The 17933-nt window shown below is 65.0% G+C and carries 18 protein-coding genes; 15 read left to right on the top strand and 3 right to left on the bottom strand.

Translation table 11 applies throughout. The features are described from left to right. Window positions 1-86 precede the first annotated feature (86 nt). From J2T07_RS01115 to J2T07_RS01080, 8 genes are all read left to right on the top strand, one after another. A complete protein-coding gene (locus tag J2T07_RS01115; RefSeq protein WP_306846695.1) occupies window positions 87-1820 on the top strand; it encodes a L,D-transpeptidase family protein in 1734 nt (577 codons plus the stop codon). 167 nt (window positions 1821-1987) lie between these two features. Further along, window positions 1988-2407, top strand: coding sequence for a low affinity iron permease family protein (locus tag J2T07_RS01110; protein WP_306846694.1), 420 nt, complete (start codon window positions 1988-1990; stop codon window positions 2405-2407). 70 nt (window positions 2408-2477) lie between these two features. Then, window positions 2478-3245 (top strand): 2OG-Fe dioxygenase family protein, encoded by a 768-nt coding sequence (locus tag J2T07_RS01105; RefSeq protein WP_306846692.1) that lies wholly within the window; start codon window positions 2478-2480, stop codon window positions 3243-3245. A 180-nt stretch (window positions 3246-3425) separates the two neighbouring features. Next, a complete protein-coding gene (locus J2T07_RS01100) occupies window positions 3426-3797 on the top strand; it encodes a 2-hydroxyacyl-CoA dehydratase (RefSeq protein ID WP_306846690.1) in 372 nt (123 codons plus the stop codon). An 87-nt stretch (window positions 3798-3884) separates the two neighbouring features. Continuing rightward, on the top strand, window positions 3885-4697 hold the full coding sequence (locus J2T07_RS01095; RefSeq protein ID WP_306846688.1) for a CHAD domain-containing protein: 813 nt from the start codon (window positions 3885-3887) through the stop codon (window positions 4695-4697). Between the two features lie 100 nt (window positions 4698-4797). After that, complete coding sequence (locus J2T07_RS01090) at window positions 4798-5520, top strand: 3-keto-disaccharide hydrolase (protein ID WP_306846686.1); 723 nt, start codon at window positions 4798-4800, stop codon at window positions 5518-5520. A gap of 350 nt (window positions 5521-5870) precedes the next feature. Continuing rightward, complete coding sequence (locus J2T07_RS01085) at window positions 5871-7166, top strand: carbohydrate-binding protein (RefSeq protein WP_306846685.1); 1296 nt, start codon at window positions 5871-5873, stop codon at window positions 7164-7166. Window positions 7167-7286: 120 nt separating this feature from the next. Next, on the top strand, window positions 7287-7925 hold the full coding sequence (locus tag J2T07_RS01080; RefSeq protein ID WP_306846683.1) for a YoaK family protein: 639 nt from the start codon (window positions 7287-7289) through the stop codon (window positions 7923-7925). Here the strand turns inward: J2T07_RS01080 and comJ are convergent. After that, complete coding sequence (gene comJ, locus J2T07_RS01075; protein ID WP_306846682.1) at window positions 7882-8343, bottom strand: competence protein ComJ; 462 nt, start codon at window positions 8341-8343, stop codon at window positions 7882-7884. The genes J2T07_RS01080 and comJ overlap by 44 nt on opposite strands. A 125-nt stretch (window positions 8344-8468) precedes the next feature. Here comJ and J2T07_RS01070 point away from each other — a divergent pair, with 125 nt between their 5' ends. The 4 genes from J2T07_RS01070 to J2T07_RS01055 all read left to right on the top strand — a co-directional run bounded on the left by J2T07_RS01070 (window position 8469) and on the right by J2T07_RS01055 (window position 13872). Then, window positions 8469-8987, top strand: coding sequence for an RNA polymerase sigma factor (locus J2T07_RS01070; RefSeq protein ID WP_306846679.1), 519 nt, complete (start codon window positions 8469-8471; stop codon window positions 8985-8987). Then, window positions 8980-10089 carry a FecR family protein gene (locus J2T07_RS01065; RefSeq protein WP_306846677.1) on the top strand — a complete coding sequence of 370 codons (1110 nt, stop codon included), beginning with the start codon at window positions 8980-8982 and terminating at the stop codon, window positions 10087-10089. The genes J2T07_RS01070 and J2T07_RS01065 overlap by 8 nt, the downstream gene beginning before the upstream one ends. Before the next feature lie 82 nt (window positions 10090-10171). Next, entirely contained in the window at window positions 10172-12646 is a 2475-nt protein-coding gene (locus tag J2T07_RS01060) for a TonB-dependent receptor (RefSeq protein WP_306846675.1), read from the top strand. A gap of 38 nt (window positions 12647-12684) precedes the next feature. Further along, on the top strand, window positions 12685-13872 hold the full coding sequence (locus J2T07_RS01055) for a histidine-type phosphatase (RefSeq protein WP_306846673.1): 1188 nt from the start codon (window positions 12685-12687) through the stop codon (window positions 13870-13872). On the opposite strand, the gene J2T07_RS01050 is transcribed toward J2T07_RS01055, so the two are convergent. Both J2T07_RS01050 and J2T07_RS01045 read right to left on the bottom strand, forming a co-directional pair. Further along, a complete protein-coding gene (locus J2T07_RS01050) occupies window positions 13839-14006 on the bottom strand; it encodes a hypothetical protein (protein WP_306846670.1) in 168 nt (55 codons plus the stop codon). The genes J2T07_RS01055 and J2T07_RS01050 overlap by 34 nt on opposite strands. A gap of 13 nt (window positions 14007-14019) precedes the next feature. After that, window positions 14020-15135 (bottom strand): calcium:proton antiporter, encoded by a 1116-nt coding sequence (locus J2T07_RS01045; protein ID WP_306846668.1) that lies wholly within the window; start codon window positions 15133-15135, stop codon window positions 14020-14022. A gap of 247 nt (window positions 15136-15382) precedes the next feature. Here J2T07_RS01045 and J2T07_RS01040 point away from each other — a divergent pair, with 247 nt between their 5' ends. From J2T07_RS01040 to J2T07_RS01030, 3 genes are read left to right on the top strand one after another with little or no spacing between them, the layout of a single operon-like run. After that, window positions 15383-16801 (top strand): cytochrome ubiquinol oxidase subunit I, encoded by a 1419-nt coding sequence (locus J2T07_RS01040; RefSeq protein ID WP_306846667.1) that lies wholly within the window; start codon window positions 15383-15385, stop codon window positions 16799-16801. 5 nt (window positions 16802-16806) lie between these two features. Further along, a complete protein-coding gene (gene cydB / locus J2T07_RS01035; RefSeq protein WP_306846665.1) occupies window positions 16807-17814 on the top strand; it encodes a cytochrome d ubiquinol oxidase subunit II in 1008 nt (335 codons plus the stop codon). Next, on the top strand, window positions 17814-17927 hold the full coding sequence (locus J2T07_RS01030; RefSeq protein ID WP_306846662.1) for a DUF2474 family protein: 114 nt from the start codon (window positions 17814-17816) through the stop codon (window positions 17925-17927). The genes cydB and J2T07_RS01030 overlap by 1 nt, the downstream gene beginning before the upstream one ends. The last annotated feature ends 6 nt before the right edge of the window (window positions 17928-17933 follow it).

The raw sequence follows: 17933 nt of genomic DNA, 5'->3' as shown, positions 1-17933 counted from the left end.
TATTGACCACAACGCCGTCACTTCTTTGCCATTCAGATAGGTGAAAGCGTAGGGTAATCAAAGGCTCGATAAAGGAAGCACCCGGAATGACCATGGAAGCAAGCACCTCACGCCTCGGCGTCGCACTCACGCTGTTCTTCGCCCTTTCCACCTCCGGCTGGGCCCAATCGCCGCCATCGCCACCCTCGTCGGCGGCCTCCCCTCCACCGATCGTGGTCACCGAGCCTGCCCCGGCCGCCAGCCCGCCCGTGCCCCCGCCCGCGGACGACCCGCTCGCCCAGGCCATCTACGCGCGGTTGCAGCAGATGACACCCCTGGACGGCGGGCCCCTGCCCCCCCAGGACGCCGCCTTGGGCAAGGCCGTGACCGATTTCTACGCGCAGCGCCACTATGCCGCCGCCTGGTCGGACGAAACCAACGTCCGGCAGCTGCTGACGGGGCTCGCATCGGTCGAAGGCGACGGGTTGCTGCCTGAGGATTACCGCCTCTCCCAATTGAAGGCGACGGTGGAAGCGCCGGACTGGGAGGGCGCGCCGCCCGAGCGGCGGGCCGACTTCGAGGTGATGGCTACCGGGGCCTACATCACGGCGCTTGTGCAGTTGGCCCGTGGCAAGGTCGATCCGGTGCGATTGGACCCGACCTGGAACTTCGATGCCGCCGCGATCGATCCGCAGGAAGGCATGACCTTGCTGCAGACCTCGATCGACGAACGCAGCATCGACCAGGCCTTCGCCACCGCCCGGCCGCAAAACCCGCTTTACGCGAAGCTGCGCGACGCGCTCGCCCAGCTTCGCGCGACGGCCGCGGAGGGCGGCTGGCCCTACGTACCGGACGGCCCCGTCCTGAAACCCGGGATGGAGGATGCCCGCGTCGCCGCGTTGCGCACACGCCTGGTCGCCGGCGGTTACCTGGACCCGACGCTCGCCGAGGGCGAGCACTTCGACAACCCACTGGCCGACGCGGTCAAACGCTTCCAGGCCGACCAGTACCTGGATGCCGACGGCAACGTGGGCAGTGAAACGATCGCCGCGCTGAACGTGTCCATCCAGGACCGCATCGGCCAGGTCCGGGCCAACCTCGAACGGGCGCGCTGGTTGCTGCATTCCCTGCAAGGCACCTTCGTCGTGGTCGACATCGCGGGCTACAAGGTGACCTACTACCGCGACGGCAATCCGGTGTGGAAATCGCGCGTCCAGGTCGGCAAGCCCTACCGCAGCACGCCGATCTTCCGCTCTCAGATCACCTACATCACCTTCAACCCGACCTGGACGGTCCCGCCCACCATCCTCAAGAACGATGTCTTGCCGAAGATCCGCAAGAACCCCGCCTACCTCGCCAACAATCGCATCCGGGTGCTCGACAGCAGCGGGAATACGCTGTCGCCTTCGAAAGTGAACTGGGCCAACCCGCGGGGAATCACGTTGCGGCAAGACGCCGGGCCGGGGAACTCGCTCGGGCGGGTGGCCATCCGCTTTCCGAACTCGTTCGCCGTCTACCTGCACGACACGCCGCACCAGGAACTGTTCGAGAAGGCCAAGCGCGATACGAGCTCCGGATGTATCCGCGTGGAGCGCCCGCTCGAACTGGTGGAGCTGTTGTTCAACGACGAGCAGAAATGGAATCGCCAGGCGATCGACGAGCGCATCGCCACGAAGAAGACGCAGAACGTGACACTGCCCACGGCGGTACCGATCCTGCTCGCCTACTGGACCGTCGATATCGCCGACGACGGAAAGCTGGCGTACAAGCCGGATGTATACCAGCGCGACGGTTCGCTGCTGGCCGCCCTGGACAAGCCTCAGCCTCTTCGTACTCCCTAGCGGCGGCGAGCTCCGTTTACCTTTGATTCGGCCGACACCGGCAGCGTCGATGCGGTGGCCGAGCGATACCCCTCGATTCTTCGCTCGTACTTCACGAGCCACGAAACACCCTGCGCACGTTGTGGCCGTTCGGCCGCACGCGCGAAGTGACATCGGGAGACGTGGCCATGGCAAGCGACCGTAACGACCAGAGTTTCTTCACCCGCCTGGCGATGGCCGTGGCGAAGGCGTCGGGCAAGCCGGCCACGTTCGTGACGGCCATGGCCATCGTGGTGGTCTGGGCCGTCACCGGGCCGGTCTTCGGCTTCAACGACACCTGGCAACTGGTGATCAACACCGGCACCACGATCGTCACCTTCCTCATGGTGTTCCTGATCCAGAACACCCAGAACCGTGACACGGCCGCGATGCAGATCAAGCTCGACGAGCTGATCAATGCGTTGAACGGAGCCAACCCCGCCTTGCTCGACCTGGAGGAACTGGACGAAGCCACCCTCGACAAGATCCGTGCCCACTACACACGTCGCGCGGCCAAGGCGCGCAGGGCCCAGGGGCATGATGGCGACCCGGAGCACGAAGCCACCTGATCCCCGATGTATGCCCGCCGGGGCCGTTTGCCGCAGTGCGGGGATGGGGCACCGCCGTATACTGCAAATCATGAACGCGCCCCTCGAAGTCAGCGAAACAACCCTCCACGACCAGGTCCGGGACGAGGGGTTCGCCTTCGTGCATGGTCCGCACATGCGTGCCCTGATCGAACACCTGGCGCCGCTGAGCGATTGGGAGGCGTTCGTCGCCAGCTGGAACGCGCTCGAGCCGGACACCTATCTGGCCGCCACGGGACGTTTTCGACGCCGCCGCCACGCAATCTTCGCCGCGTCCCGCTTCGGCCATGTCGAGCCGAGGCCGCACCAGGCGCATTTCCAGACCCTCGCCTACAACCGTCTTCAGGGCGACATCGCACGTTGGTTCGAGCCTGTGCTTCCGGAGATCGCCACCGGTGCCACGATGAGCGCGATCCTCGACTTCTGCCGCGACTTCTTTGGCGGACTGTCTCCCGAGGTCGGTCAATGGCATGTCGAGGTGCACCAGTTCCGCATCGAGGCCACGGCCGGCGCGGCGGGTGAGCCCACCCCTGAAGGCAGCCATCGCGACGGCGTCGACTATGTGCTCGTGCTACTGGTGGACCGGGAGAACATCGCCAGCGGAACCACCACCATCCATGCCCCCGACGGGCGGGCCCTGGGCGAGTTCACCCTGGCTCAACCGCTCGATGCAGCGCTGATCCACGATCCAAGGGTGTTCCACGGGGTAACGCCGGTCACGCCGCTGGACCCGGCGAAGGCGTCGCATCGCGATGTGCTGGTCGTGACCTTCCGCGACGCCGAGGATACCTCCACCGGCGCAGGGGCTGGCGTCTCCTGATATCCACAGGCGCTGTGGAAAGCACCTGCATAACCATGTGGATAAGTTCGACGTTGCCTTACGCCGCAGCCACTTGCGTTGTGTTGATCACATAGTCGTCACGGTAATTCGGCTGCCAATCTCAAGCCGGGAACGGACGACCGTGCCACAATAGGCATTCCTCCGGCTCCAAGCAGCACGATGAACTCGTCCGGCAAATACGACTTCAAGCAGTTCCAGGAGGAACTTGCCGCTCTCGACCGTCAGGCCTCGGGAAGCAAGCCTCCTGCAGCCGATCCCGCGCCTCCCAAGGCGGCGGCTCCCGAACCGGCCGCCCCCAAGCGCCGCGGGCGTCCACCCAAGGTCGACCCCCTGGCCGGTGCCCGTGCGGAGTTCGAGGCCTTGCGCCTGCGCCACGGCCTCACGGTCGCCGATGTGGTGTCGTGGTTCCCCCAGGAGGAAGGCGTCGCCTACCTGCAAGCCCTGATCGCCGCCAGTGAACCGAAGCCACGGCGTCGGCGCAAGGTACTCGACGCGGATGCCGATTCGGGTGACACCGACGCCGCTGGCTGATCGAAGGCGCGCGCGTAACAGCACAAGATCTCCCGCAGGCAGCGATGGCACGGCGTGCCGAGACGTCGACTTTGCTATTTAATGCGCATGCCCCAAACCACCACGCCGACCATCGCCGAAGCCCTCGCTTCCCTCGCGGCGAGGGAGTGCCGCATGGCCATGCGCGCCCTGGCGGACGCGAAACGGCGCCATCGCGGCGTCCATGAGGCACGAAAGGCCATTCGCCGCCTGAAGAGCCTGCTCGCCCTTGCGGCGGAGCCATTCGCCGAATCGCTGCCGTCGATCGACGCAACCCTCGGGCGCCTTGCCACCGGGTTGTCGCCGCTGCGGGATGCCTATGTGGCGGTCAACATGGCTCGCACGGTGGCGGGTCCCGCGCCCTCTCCCGAGTGGCAACATGCCATCGACGCCCTGGAACACCGGAGCGAAGGGCGGCTTGCCACTGTCTTGGCCAAGGACCCGCGCTTCCTCAAGCGACGCCGCGAGTTGCGCGATCTCGCGGGAGTGATCGAAGCCCTGCCATGGCAAGAGGTGGATCGCGACACCGTCGAACGAGCGATCGCCCGTACGGAGCGACGCGTCGCCAAAGCGCAAAAGCGCGCATCCCATAAGCCGTCGCCGGTCAACCTGCATCGCTGGCGCCGCCGTGCGCGACGCCTGCGCATGCAACTGGACGCCTGGCGCAAGGCGTTGAAGGCAACCGGCAAGTCGTCGCACCACCACGCTCGCCAGAGCAAGGCCGCGGCCAACGCCATGTCGAAGCTCTCCGACGCCCTTGGCGCGAAGCAAGACCTCCGGGCGCTGCGCACGGCGCTTCGTTCGTTGCACGAGCCGCAAGCCGTCGCACCATTGCTGGAGCAGATCCGCCAGGAGCTGACGAACCACCGCAAGATCGGCTGAACCACCCGTCGGCGCATGGAAGTCCAGACGTCCATACCTCTGCGCATGGCATCGCTTGCCGGGTGCGTTACGCTCGCCGTCCCACTCCCCGGAGCTTCCCATGATTCGCAATCGCTTGAAGATCACCGCGATGGCCTGCTGTCTGGCCATCCTGCCCGTGCATGCCACGGACAAGGACCAGGGCTGGACCCCGCTGTTCGATGGCAAGACGCTTGCCGGATGGCATTCGTTCGGACAGAAAGGCGTCGGCAAGGATTGGGGGGTCGTCGACGGCACCATCCAGCTCCAACGCGACCTGAAGGCACCCGCACGCGATTTCGCCGACCTCGTCACCGACAAGGAATACGAGAACTTCGACCTCAAGCTCGAATGGACGATGACGCCCTGCGCCGACGCCGGCATCATGTTCGACGTGCAGGAGTCGCCGAAATACCACGAGACCTGGGAAACCGGCCCTGAAATGCAGATTGCGGACCTGGTCTGCACCAAGCCAGACAGCTATACGCTGTACGAACGATCGGGTGACCTGTTCGACCTCATCTCCTCCGACATCGAGAACGTCAAGGAGCATGGCAACTGGAACGCGGTGGAGATCATCGTCGACCACGGCCATGTGCAGTTCTTCCAGAACGGCCACAAGACCGTCGACACGACGCTATGGACCCCCGAGTGGAACGCCCTCGTCGCGAAGACCAAGTTCGCCCGGATGCCCGATTTCGCCCGCTTCCATAAGGGGCACGTTTCCCTGCAAGGCGGCGAAGACAAGGGCATCGAGCCGATCCGGATCTCCTACCGGAACATCCGGATCAAGGAATTGGACTGATTCCTCACCTGATTCTTGACCTTCGTTGTCATTCGAGGACATTCGACAGGTCATGAGCCCCGGAGGGACCTGATGCACCGCATCAGGTCCCTCCGGCCTTGCGCGCCCGGACTACCGCCATACATGGCCGGATATCCGCCGCAGTGCGCCATGGATTCGTTAAACGCGCTTCACGCCGGGCGTCACACTTCGCCGCATTGCAAATAGACAACGTTGTCATTCGGGACTAAACCGGACCCGCGTTTCGTCGTGGTTGTTCAGCGCAGGGACGCAGTCAGGGGAACGGGGGACACGGCATGGGCCGTGGGCCGGCGAGCCCCTTCCAACTACTCTCGATCAGGAGGCGCTCCATGTTCATGAAGACATCCGGTGTGCGGTCTCGTGCGGTTATCGGTGGGTGTTCGGGCACGCTGGGGCTGGCTATCGCCATCGCCCTCTCCTCGGTGGTGCCGGTGCAACGGGCCCACGCGGCCGGTGCCTGCGCCGCCGCGTGGAACGCGACGGCGGTCTATACCGCCGGCAACGCGGCCAGCGAGAACGGCACCAACTATGTCGCCAACTGGTGGACACAAGGCAACGACCCCGCCACCAACAACGGTGGCAGCGGATCGGGACAACCATGGACCTCGCAGGGTTCGTGTACCGGCGGTGACACGCCGCCGCCCGACAACCCGCCACCGGACAATCCGCCTCCGACCAGCGGCGACCTGCTCTTCAGTCCCTACAAGGACATCACCATCAACCTCGACTGGAATACCAACATCATGTCGACGATGGTGACCGGCACGCGTCTGCCGGTCGTGGGCAGCGGCAGCCTCGTCTCCACCCAGGTGCCGAACCTCGGTGCGATCACACTGGCCTTCGCCACAGGGGAATGCGGAAGCGAGAACTGGGGCGGCGTGCCGGCCGCGGCCTTTGCCAGCGCCAATATCGCGCGCCTGAACAGCGCGGGTGTGAACTATGTCGTATCCACCGGCGGCCAGGCGGGCGTATTCACGTGCGGCAGCGCCACGGGCATGGCGAAGTTCCTCTCCACGTACATGACCTCGCACATGGTCGGCATCGACTTCGACATCGAAAGCGGACAAACCCCGGCACAGCTCAACGCCCTGGTCAGCAACGCCGTCTACGCCGAAAGCCTCTACCCGAACCTGCGCTTCTCCTTCACCCTCGCCACGCTGGCTGCCTCCGACGGCAGCTACGGCGGCGTGAATGCCACCGGCGACGCGGTGGTACGCGCCGTGAAGGCGTCCGGCCTGAAAAACTACACCATCAACCTCATGACCATGGATTACGGTTCGGCCGGTCCGGGCATTTGCGTGGTGAAGAACGGCAGCTGTGACATGGGACAATCGGCGATCCAGGCGGTGACCAACCTGCAACACACCTATGGCATCCCGCTGAGCAAGATCGAGATCACCCCGATGATCGGCGTGAACGACGTCTCGAGCGAGACCTTCACCGTCGCCGATATCGATACGGTCACCAACTATGCCGTCGCGAACAAGCTGGCCGGCCTGCACTTCTGGTCGCTCGACCGCGACAACCCTTGCTCGGGTGGATTCGCCTCGCCCACCTGCAACTCCGTGCCCAGCACCAGCGTGCTGCAATACACCCGGCGTTTCCTGAGCAACCTCGGCAAGTGACGGCCACACGGTCGCGATGCCGCGATGGCTTCGCGACCGTGCGACACTAGGGGGCATGATAGAAAACCCAGTGCCCCGATGATCCCCTCCTTTCCTCGTTGGGTATGGAGTTGGGCCGCCGTGCTTCCGTTCGCCGCCGGCGCCACCAATGCCATCGCCCTGCTCGCCCTGCGTCACGGTGGGGTAACCCACCTCACCGGTATATCGACCGAGGCCGCCATCGGCATCGGCACCGCGGATGTGTGGCTTTTGCTCCACGCCCTGGCCATCATGGGCCTGTTCACACTGGGCTGCGCCGTCAGTGCCTGGGTCATCCGCAGCGAACGCTGGGCACGTGGCGCCGCTTCGGTGGCGGTCCTGGGCTCCGAGGCGGCATTGCTCGCGTTGGCGGCACATACGCTCGACGCCAATTCGACCATCGGAACCTGCCTTTGCAGCCTCGCCATCGGACTCCAGAACGGGGCGAGTTCGCTGGTCACCGGCGCCGTGCTGCGCACATCCCATCTCACCGGCATGTTCACCGACCTGGGCATCGCCCTGGGCCAACGCTTGCGGGGTGCCGCTTACGACCCGCGGCGTGCGGGCATCTGTGTCGTCGTCATCGGCACCTTCATCGCCGGCGGCGCCTGTGGCGCCGTCTTGTTCGGCCCCTGGTCGGGCCGCGCCCTGTGGCTGCCGGTGTTCGTCGTGCTCGCCATGACCGCGTTGACCGGCCTCAGGCTGCTACCGCGGCAAGGTCGAAATCCGCCAGCCGCGTGATGGCCGGGTCGGCGACGGGGATGGCGAAACGGGGTTCGGCATCCGCAAGGAAAGTCAGTTCCATACGCGGTGAATCGAAGAAGGTCGCGCGCAGCAGATAACTTCCCGGCAGCCAGGCGATCATCCTCGTGTCGCCGACCCCGCCCACCTCGATGCCGCTGACCATGGGCAGGAGGAAGGGCACCTCGATCACGCGTACCGCATCGGCCGCCATGAGTTGGTACCCCCGGACCCGCGTCACCTGGATCTGGTGGGGGCCGTCTTCCTGGTAAAGACGGAACGAAGCCGAGCCGGGACGCCATGCGAAACCCTGGGCGATCTGCCGTTCGCTCCAGGCGCTGAAGGGCGAGTCCATCGCCGCCCAGCAGACGACGATCTGCCGCCGGGTCAGCCGTACGTCGATGAGCGTCCTGTCCATGTGTCCTCCTGACGAAAGCGATTCCGATGATACCCGTGATTATTTGCGCGTGCCGGAAAACGGCCGGCGGGTAACACGGTTGCCATACAACGATCCTAGGCTCGCCTGACGAACCTGGAGCCACCGTGTCGACCGAGACGCCGCAGAGCTGGGCGCGCCTCCTCGTGGACAAGGGCCCGTCACTCGCCAACTACTTTCTTCGCCGCGTGGCCCACCGTTGGGATGCGCAGGACCTGGTGCAGGAGGTCTACCTGCGCCTGCTCCGTTCTGCCCAGGGTGACACGGGTTCGGTTCGCAACCCGGAAGCCTACCTGTTCACCGTGGCCGCCAACCTGGTGAAAGAGCATGCGCAAATGCGCCAGCGGGCGCCGGTCAGCAGCGAAGGCCTCGAGGAGGTCATCGAACGGCTGGCCACCCCGTGCGACGCGGGAGCGGACATCGACCGCCAGTTGCGCCGGCAGCGGTTGGCCGCCTTGATCGACCGGCTGTCGCCGAAATGCCGGGCCGTGCTGGTGCTGCACTACCGCGACGAGCTTTCGTATCGCGAGATTGCCGAACAGTTGTCGATCTCGCCGAACATGGTGAAGAAATACATCGTCAAGGGACTGGCCGCGTGCCGGCAAGGACTGCAGCGTTATGAATGACCGGCGCCCGGCACATCGCCCTTCGCGGCGCATCACCGAGGAAGCGGCCGGCTGGTACCTCGACATGCGCGAGAATCCCGGCGCGCGCACTCGAGAACGGTTCCTCGCATGGTTGCGCCGCTCGCCACAGCACGTGGCCGAGTACCTGGCGATCGCCCAGCTGCACGGTGACATGCGTGCGGTCGCGGCGATGGATGGCACCCCGCTGGACGAACTGCGGGCGCTGGCCGCGACTGAACCGAACGTGGTCCCGCTGAGGCGCGACCAGGGAACGGAACCGCGGGACGTTTCGGCAAGGCGAGCGCGACGGCACCATCCCGGTCGCTGGGCCGCCGCCGCGTCGATCCTTCTGCTGGGCGCCATGGCATGGTTCCTGGGGCGGCCGTCGACAGACACGCCCGGCGTCCGCTATGCCGCCGCGCCGGATGGCATCCGCACCGTCACGCTGGCCGACGACACACGGATCCAGCTCTCGCCAGGCAGCATCGTGGATGTCCGTTTCGACGACCGCTCACGCCGCATCGAACTCGTATCCGGCGATGCATCATTCGATATCGGCAAGGACGCCACCCGTCCCATGCAGGTGGACGCCGGCGGGCAACGCATCGAGGACATCGGCACGGTGTTCGACGTCAGCCGCCACTCCGGCGATATCGAGGTATCGGTGATCAGCGGCCGCGTGGCGATTTCCAACCCGGCGGCGCCCTGGCTGGACCGCGCCCGGCTTCGCCTCACCGGCCGGGGCTGGCCGGCCGAACGCATCGCCGAGATCGGTGGCGGTGAAACCGCGCGGGTGTCGACGGAAGGGCGGCTGATCGGCCGCGGCAAGGCCGACGTGGCCACGGTGGCCACATGGCTTCCCGCCGAAATCCGCTTCCACGACAGCCGCGTCGCCGATGTGGCACGCCGTTTCAACGCGTACACCGCCACGCCGTTGTCCGTGGACGATCCCGTGCTCGCGGAGAAACGCATCAGCGGCGCGTTCCATGCGCGCGACCCGGAAGCCTTCGTGAGCTACCTCGGCAGCCTGCCCCAGGTTCGCGTGTTGCGCGAGCCGAAGCGCATTCGCTTCACCTCGGCCCGTGGCAACCGCCGGCTGTAAGAAAAAATTCATCGAAATGGCGGTACCCGATGGGATGCGAGCGGACTCTTTCAAGGTGTATCCCATCGAAGGAAGTTCCTCCATGCGTCGCTCGCTCGCCTTCTGTATCGCCCTCGCCCTTGGCGGTCCGTTCGTGTCGTCCGCCTTCGCGGAGACTCCGGCCACCACGTCCATCCCGCCGATGCCGCTGGCACAGGCGCTCGACCAGTTCGCGCAGGAGTCGGGGTGGCAGGTGGTCTACGACGCCAGCGTATCGGACGCCGTGCGCAGCGCCGCCGCGCCCGGCGGCGTTCCCGCGGAGCGACAACTGGCCGCCCTGTTGCGGGGCACCCACATGACCTATCAGTTCGTCACGCCCACCACCGTGAAGATCGTGCCGGGAAACGCGCGGGCCGGCACCTCCCCGGCCAACGGCTCCATCCCACCCATCGATACCCGTGACGAGGCGAAGAACCTTGCCCCCGTCAGTGTCCACGCCAACGCGGTCGATACGCTGGCACCGAGCGCCGCGCCGCTGGACGCTACCCAACCCACTTCGGTGATCGACGAACGCTTCATCCGCGACGGCCTGCGCTTCAACGCCAACTTCGACGACATCATCAAGTACGCACCGAGCATCACGGTGACCTCGCCGGAAGGCCCCGGCCTTGGCAAGAACGAAGGCATCAGCCTGCGCGGATTCCAGGACGGCCAGTTCAACATCACCTTCGACGGCATTCCCTTCGGCGACGCGAGCGACCTTCATCACACAACCTCGGCTTACTTCAACAACCATGTGCTAGGCCAGGCCGAGATCGACCGTGGTCCCGGCGGTGGCAGTACCATCGGCAACGCCACCTTCGGCGGCACGATCGCCCTACGATCGCGCGATCCCTCGGATGAGCCCGGTATTACGCCCTACCTCACGCTAGGCAGTTGGAACACGCGGGCGGGCGGTGTCGCCGCCGACGAATCGGTCGGCAACACGCGTGTCTTCGCGGATATCTCCAAGGAGTCCAGCGACACCTACCTCAAGGGAACCGAGGATAAGCGCGAACACGCCTTCGTGAAGACCATCAGCCAGCTGGGCGACGTCACCACACTCACCTTCGTCACCAGCTACAACCGCGAACACCAGAACACCGTGCAAGGCGCCACCAAGGACGAGATCGCCCGTTTCGGCTGGCGCTTCGGCCTCGGTGACGATCCAGCAGTACAGAACTACAAGGGCGCGAACAACGCGGCCTATTACTCGAGCTTCACCTACCTGGGCCTGATCAGCCAGGTGGGTGGCTGGGATGTCGACGACAAGGTCTACTACAACACCTTCGACCATTGGGCGCGGAAGGCCGCCGATGCCACCGACATCGATCCTGCCCACAACGGCGTCACCTTCTATGACGCGAAGGGAAAAAAGGTTTCCAAGGCAGCCACGGACCTGCCGGGCAAGCTATCCGATTCCGGCTTCCACGCGTTCGGCAACGTCCTCCGGCTGGGCCACGACCTCGGACCGGGCACCCTGCTCACCGGTGCATGGCTGGAACGCAGCATCGATGCGCGTTACCAGTATCCCGTGGACCTGACCACGGGCGCGAAAACCGGCACCAAGTACGGCCCCGTTGAAAATTACGTGCTGTCCGATCGCACCGATACCGTGCAACCCTATGTGCAGTACGACTGGAAGCCGACCGACAGCATCACGGTGAGCCCTGGCATCCGTTATTCCGAGGTGACGCGCAGCATCGACGCGCCGCTGAACAAGGTTTCACCGCCGGTGCCGCTGACCGCCGAAGCGACCTACCACGCGACCCTGCCCTCCATCGGCATCCACGACCGCCTCAGCGATTCGTGGAGCGCCTATGCACAGGCCGCCAAGGGCTTCCTCGCCCCGCCGATCGACGTGATCCAGGTGAACGGATCGCGCGGTCTCTCGCCGGAAACCACACGCAACTACCAGCTAGGCACGGCCTACGCCTCGCGCGAGCTGACTTTTGGCGCGGACATCTACTACATCAATTTCTCGAACTACATCTCGCAGACCGAAGTCGCCACCGACAACGGCAACGAGGACACCTTCGTCAACGGTGGTGGCGCCATCTACAAGGGCGCCGAGGTGGAAGCGACCTGGGCCCTCACCCGTACGGTGAGCCTGTACGGCAATGCGAGCTATAACAAGGCCACCTACAAGGACAGCAGCGTGCAGGTCGCAGGCACTCCAAAGGTCACCGCGGCGCTGGGCCTTCTCTATAGCGGAAGCAACGGCTATTTTGGTTCGTTGATGGGCAAATTCCTGGGCCACCAGTACGGCGTGGACAACACCACGGATGACGACGGCAACCTGGTCTTCCACAACGACCAGCGCATTGCAGGCTACCTGACCGTCGACGCCGCCGCGGGTTACCGTACCGACAAGGGTCCTGCGGGCACCAAGGGCTTCTCGGTGAGCGTGGATGTGAACAACCTCTTCAACGTGCACAAGTTCACCGGGTATGCGGGAACCCAGTCGGTCAGCGGCGCTCCGCTGTACTTCGGCCTGCCCGGCCGCGGCATCTTCCTCGACCTGTCGGTGAAGCTGTGAGGGCCGCGCCCAGGTTCGTTTTTCTTGCCCTGGCCTGCATGGCATCGACGGTCGCCACGGCCTCCGGCGACGGCGCCAGGCTGGAGATCGTGCTGATGCGCCACGGCGTGCGCTCGCCCACGAAACCGGCGGCGACCTATGCCGACTATGCCAACACGGCGTGGCCCGAATGGCCGGTGGGGCCGGGTCGGCTCACGGCACACGGCCGCGAGGGCATGCAGGCCATTGGCGAGCAGCTACACCGTCAACTCATCGCCGACGGCGCCCTGGGCAAGGGCTGCCCGACGTCATCGTCGCTCGTGGTCGTCGGCGACAGCACACCACGCAACCGTGACAGCAGCGCCGCCTTGCTTTCCGGACTGGCCCCCGGTTGCGACATCGGTTACCTCGCCACGGAGGGTGATACGAACAACCCCCTGTTCCACTTCCGCAAGGACGATGCCGATGACGACGGCACGGCGATGTCCATGCAGCCACCGGCGGCGCTGGCGGATCTGCAGTCGCTGCTATTGGATTGCGCCGGGTCGTCGTGCGCGGAAGCCGCGAAACGCGCCGGCAAGCGCCTTCTCCCCGTCGACACGGGCAAGGCGATGAAACTCGCCGGAACGCTCAGCGAAAACCTGATGCTCGCCTATGTGGAAGGTATGCCCGCGCACGACGTCGCCTTCGGTCGCGGCGACGTCGCGCTGCTCGGTCGCTTGATCGCCTTGCACAACGCGCAGTTCGAGGCCACGAAGAAAGCCATGCCCGCCGCTGCCCGCGCGGGTTCCAACCTCGTGGCGCACATCGCCGCGACCTTCGACGCCGCGCTCGGCAAGAAGCCGGCCGTCGAGCCGCTCATGACATCGAAGGCCGGGGTCGTGCTTCTGGTCGGCCATGACACCAACCTCGCCAACGTCGCTGGAGTACTCGGCCTGGACTGGCATGACCCGACACGTCCGGACGATTACCCGCCGGGGGGTGCCATCGTCCTGTCATTAGTGTCCCACGAAGGCCACGACACGATCCGTATACGCAGCCTCATGCCGGACATGGACCAGCTGCGAACCAACCACTTCGGCACCATGGAATCGCTGCGCGTGCATGTCGCCGGATGCCGTCTCGTCGGCGAATGCACGGTGGAAGAGTTTCGCGCGATCGTTGAACGCGGCGTCGACACGACGCGCGTCGACACCGCCCTGCCATCGATGATTCAGACAGGACGCGCCTTGCCTCGGCGCCTGTGAACGAGCCCGAACCAGAAGGCCAGCTCGAACAGCACACCAAGGCCCACGAGGACCATGACGCCGGCAATGCTGCCGGCGACATAGGAGCCCGCCGCGACAAGCACCAGGAGCACGAGCACCAACATGTGTTTCATGGGTTTCTTCCGTTCAGGGCGCGAAGGCGAAAAAGATGAAGCATGCGAACAGCATGAGGTGAACGGCGCCCTGCAGCAAGTGCGTACGCCGGCTGGAAAACGTGACCATGCACAGAAACAGGGTCAACACGAACAGCACGAGGTCCGTGTGGCGCAGACCAAGCATCACCGGATGGTCGGTCAAGCCACCGATGATGAGGATCGCGGGAATGGTGAGCCCGATCGTGGAAAGCACCGAACCCATGAAGACGTTCACTGCCCGCTGTAATTCGTTGCGATTGGCTGCACGTATGGCACCCATGCCCTCGGGCATCGCCACGAGTATCGCCATGGCGAGGCCGCCGAGAGCGGCGGGCGCACCGAGCGTTTCCACCACGTAATCGACAGGCACCGCCAGCCTGTCGACCAGAAAGACGACCGGCAGCATGTACGCGACGAGCAGCAAGGCCGATACCAGCGGCCCATGGGGGGGCGTTCGCGTCCGAGTCGTCGGTGGCCCGACACGCAAGGGCATACCGTCAGGAACGAAATAGCCTTTCAATCGACGCGTCTGCAGGAACAGGAAGGTGGCATAGAGCAACAGCGCGAAGATCGCCAGGAACAACTGATGGGAGAACCTCAACGGTGAATCGACGGCGTCCCGGGTGAAGCTCGGCAACACCATGCTGAGGACACCGAGCGGAATGATCAGGCCGAGGTAGGCATTCGCGCCTTGCAGGTTGTACGACTGCTCGCTGTGCTTCAGACCACCCAGTAGCAACGAAAGCCCTACCATGCCGTTCAACACGATCATCGTGACGGAGAACAAGGTGTCGCGGGCGAGAGTCGGGTTGTTCGCCCCGTGGAGCATCACCGCCGATACGCTCATCACTTCGATGGACGTGACCGCCAGCGTGAGGATGAGCGTGCCGCGCGGCTCACCCAGGTGATGCGCAAGATGCTCGGCGTGGCGGACGACAGCGACCGCCGAACCCAGGACGACGAGGAACAGCCAGGCGAAGACGACGACCAACCAGCCTCTCGACTCCAGGCCGGACAGCAAGACCGCGGGGATGGCCAGGAAGACGAGGCAGGTCACCAGGCTCACCGGCAGGAACCATTCGGTACGTGCAAGGGACCGCCATTCCATGTCTGCTTCCGGAGGCCGCGTGGATGGATGCCAGACGGAATCCTAGCATCGGAAGCCATGGGACATTGACTGCCAGCGCTAGTTCCGTGTCCCGGCGGCACGTTGGGGCCGGAAACACCGTGTCGCGGCAAGACGCTGCAATTCAGCCGGGTCACCCGTCCTGCGACAATCCTTCACGCGCCAAAGTGTCGCGCCGGCGTACCCTGCGCGCGCCACGACCTAGACTGGAAGCCAGACGGAGGTTCCCATGCACGTATCCGACACGGCGCTCCTATTGGCTCGCTGGCAATTCGCCTTCACGGTGTCCTTCCACATCATCTTCCCGGCCATCAGCATCGGGCTGGCCAGCTATCTGGCCGTGCTCGAAGGGCTCTGGCTGAAGACCGGCAAGGTGGTCTACAAGGAATTGTTCTTCTTCTGGTCGAAGGTGTTCGCTGTCGGTTTCGCCATGGGCGTGGTCTCCGGCGTCGTGATGAGCTACCAGTTCGGCACCAACTGGTCGGGATTCTCGGCCGTTGCCGGTGCGGTCACCGGCCCGCTGTTGGCCTTCGAGGTGATGACGGCGTTCTTCCTCGAAGCCGGCTTCCTCGGCATCATGCTTTTCGGCTGGACCAAGGTGGGCCCCAGGGCGCACTTCTTCGCCACGCTGATGGTCGCCGTGGGCACGCTGATATCGACCTTCTGGATCCTTTCCTCGAACAGCTGGATGCAGACGCCTCAGGGCTTCGCCCTGGTCGACGGCAAGGTCGTTCCCACGGACTGGCTCAAGATCGTCTTCAACCCGTCCTTTCCCTATCGCCTTGTGCACATGGCGCTGGCGGCATTTATCGTGGCCGCCGTGATCGTCGGTGCATGCGGCGCATGGCACCTCCTTCGCGGGCGAAAGGACGACGCCATCCGCAAGTCGTTCTCCATGGCCCTGTGGATGCTGCTGGTGGTGGTGCCGATCCAGGTCGCCGTTGGCGACGCGCACGGACTCAACACGCGTGAGCACCAGCCGGCCAAGATCGCCGCCATCGAAGGGCTCTGGGAAACCGAGAAAGGCGGCACATCGCTCAACCTCGTCGGCTGGCCGGACATGGACGCGGAGACCACCCGCTATGCCGTCAAGGTGCCACACCTGGGCAGCGTCATCCTGACGCATAGCTGGAACGGCGAGATCCAGGGCCTGAAGTCGTTCCCGCCGGAAGACCGCCCGAATTCGACGATCGTCTTCTGGAGCTTCCGTATCATGGTGGGCATGGGCCTGTTGATGCTCCTGCTCGCCGTGTGTGGGCTCGCCTTGCGGCGCAATGGCCGCCTGTACGACGCACGCTGGTTCCAGCGCTTCGCCCTGTTCATGGCGCCTTCGGGCCTGATCGCGCTCCTGGCCGGATGGGTGACGACCGAAGCCGGGCGCCAGCCGTGGGTGGTCTATGGCGTGTTGCGCACGCGCGACGCCGTCTCGGCCATCACCGTGGACCAGGTCGGCACATCGCTGATGATCTTCGTGATGGTGTACTTCCTCGTCTTCGGTACCGGCATCTACTACATGCTCAAGCTGATGGCGAAAGGACCGCACCTGCCCCACGACGAAGCCGATGCCGAAGCCAGCGACACCGGCCGTGGCAGGGAGCGATTCGACCATCGCCCGCTGTCGCGCCCCACCGACTCCATCGACGAGTAACCGCCATGCATATCGACTTGCCAGTCATCTGGGCGGCCATCATCGCGTTCGGCGTGTTCATGTACGTCATGCTGGATGGCTTCGACCTCGGCATCGGCCTGATCTTCCCCTTCTTCGACCGAGAGGGCGAACGCCAGGTGATGCTCAACACCGTGGCACCCGTGTGGGATGGCAACGAGACATGGATGGTGCTCGGCGGCGCCTGCCTGTACGCCGTGTTTCCCCTCGCCTATTCCATCCTCCTGCCGGCAACCTACCTGCCCATCATCGCCATGCTCTGCGGGTTGATCTTCCGTGGCGTGGCTTTCGAAATCCGTGCAAAGGCACGGCGCACGCAGCACCTGTGGGACCTCGCCTTCATCGCCGGCTCCGGCGTGGCCACGTTCGCCCAGGGTGTGATCCTCGGTACCTTGCTGCAAGGCGTGGAGGTGCGCGACGGCAAGTTCGCCGGCGGCCCCTTCGACTGGTTCTCGCCGTTCAACCTGTTCAGTGGCATCGGCCTGTTGGTGACCTATGCGACGCTAGGCTGCGGCTGGTTGCTGATGAAGACCGAAGGCGAGCTCCAGCGCCGCATGGCGGTGTTGATGCGCCCGTTGACGCTCGCGCTGGGCGCGACGGTCGGCATCGTCAGCATCTGGACGATCGCGGGCCAGGAATCCGTGGCGAAGCGCTGGTTCGCGCTGCCGGACCTGTTCTTCTTCCTGCCCGTGCCTGTCCTGGTGATCGCCTGCCTCATCGGCATCCTGGTCTGCGTGCGCCGCGGTGCCGACCGCGCGCCCTTCCTGCTGACCATGGCGATCCTGTTCCTTGGCTACACCGGGCTGATCATCAGCATCTTCCCGAACATCATCCCGCCGTCGGTCGACATCTGGACGGCCTCGGCCCCGCGGTCGAGCCAGGTATTCACCCTGATCGGCGCCGCCATCGTCATTCCGATCATCCTCGCCTACACCACCCTCGCCTATTGGGTCTTCCGGGGCAAGGTGAGGGCCAGCGACGAGGGCTACCACTGATGCCCACCCGCAGCCGCTGGCGTCAGGTGGCATGGTTCGCCCTGCTCTACGCGGGCGGTGTCCTCGCGGTGACCCTCGTGGCGCTCTTCTTTCGGCTTCTGATTCCTCGTTGACCTTAT

It is taken from the genome of Luteibacter jiangsuensis (assembly GCF_030812295.1).
GTDB classification, from domain to species: Bacteria; Pseudomonadota; Gammaproteobacteria; order Xanthomonadales; family Rhodanobacteraceae; genus Luteibacter; species Luteibacter jiangsuensis_A.
Note: the sequence above shows the minus strand (reverse complement) of the source record. Positions and strands in the feature narration are given on the sequence as shown.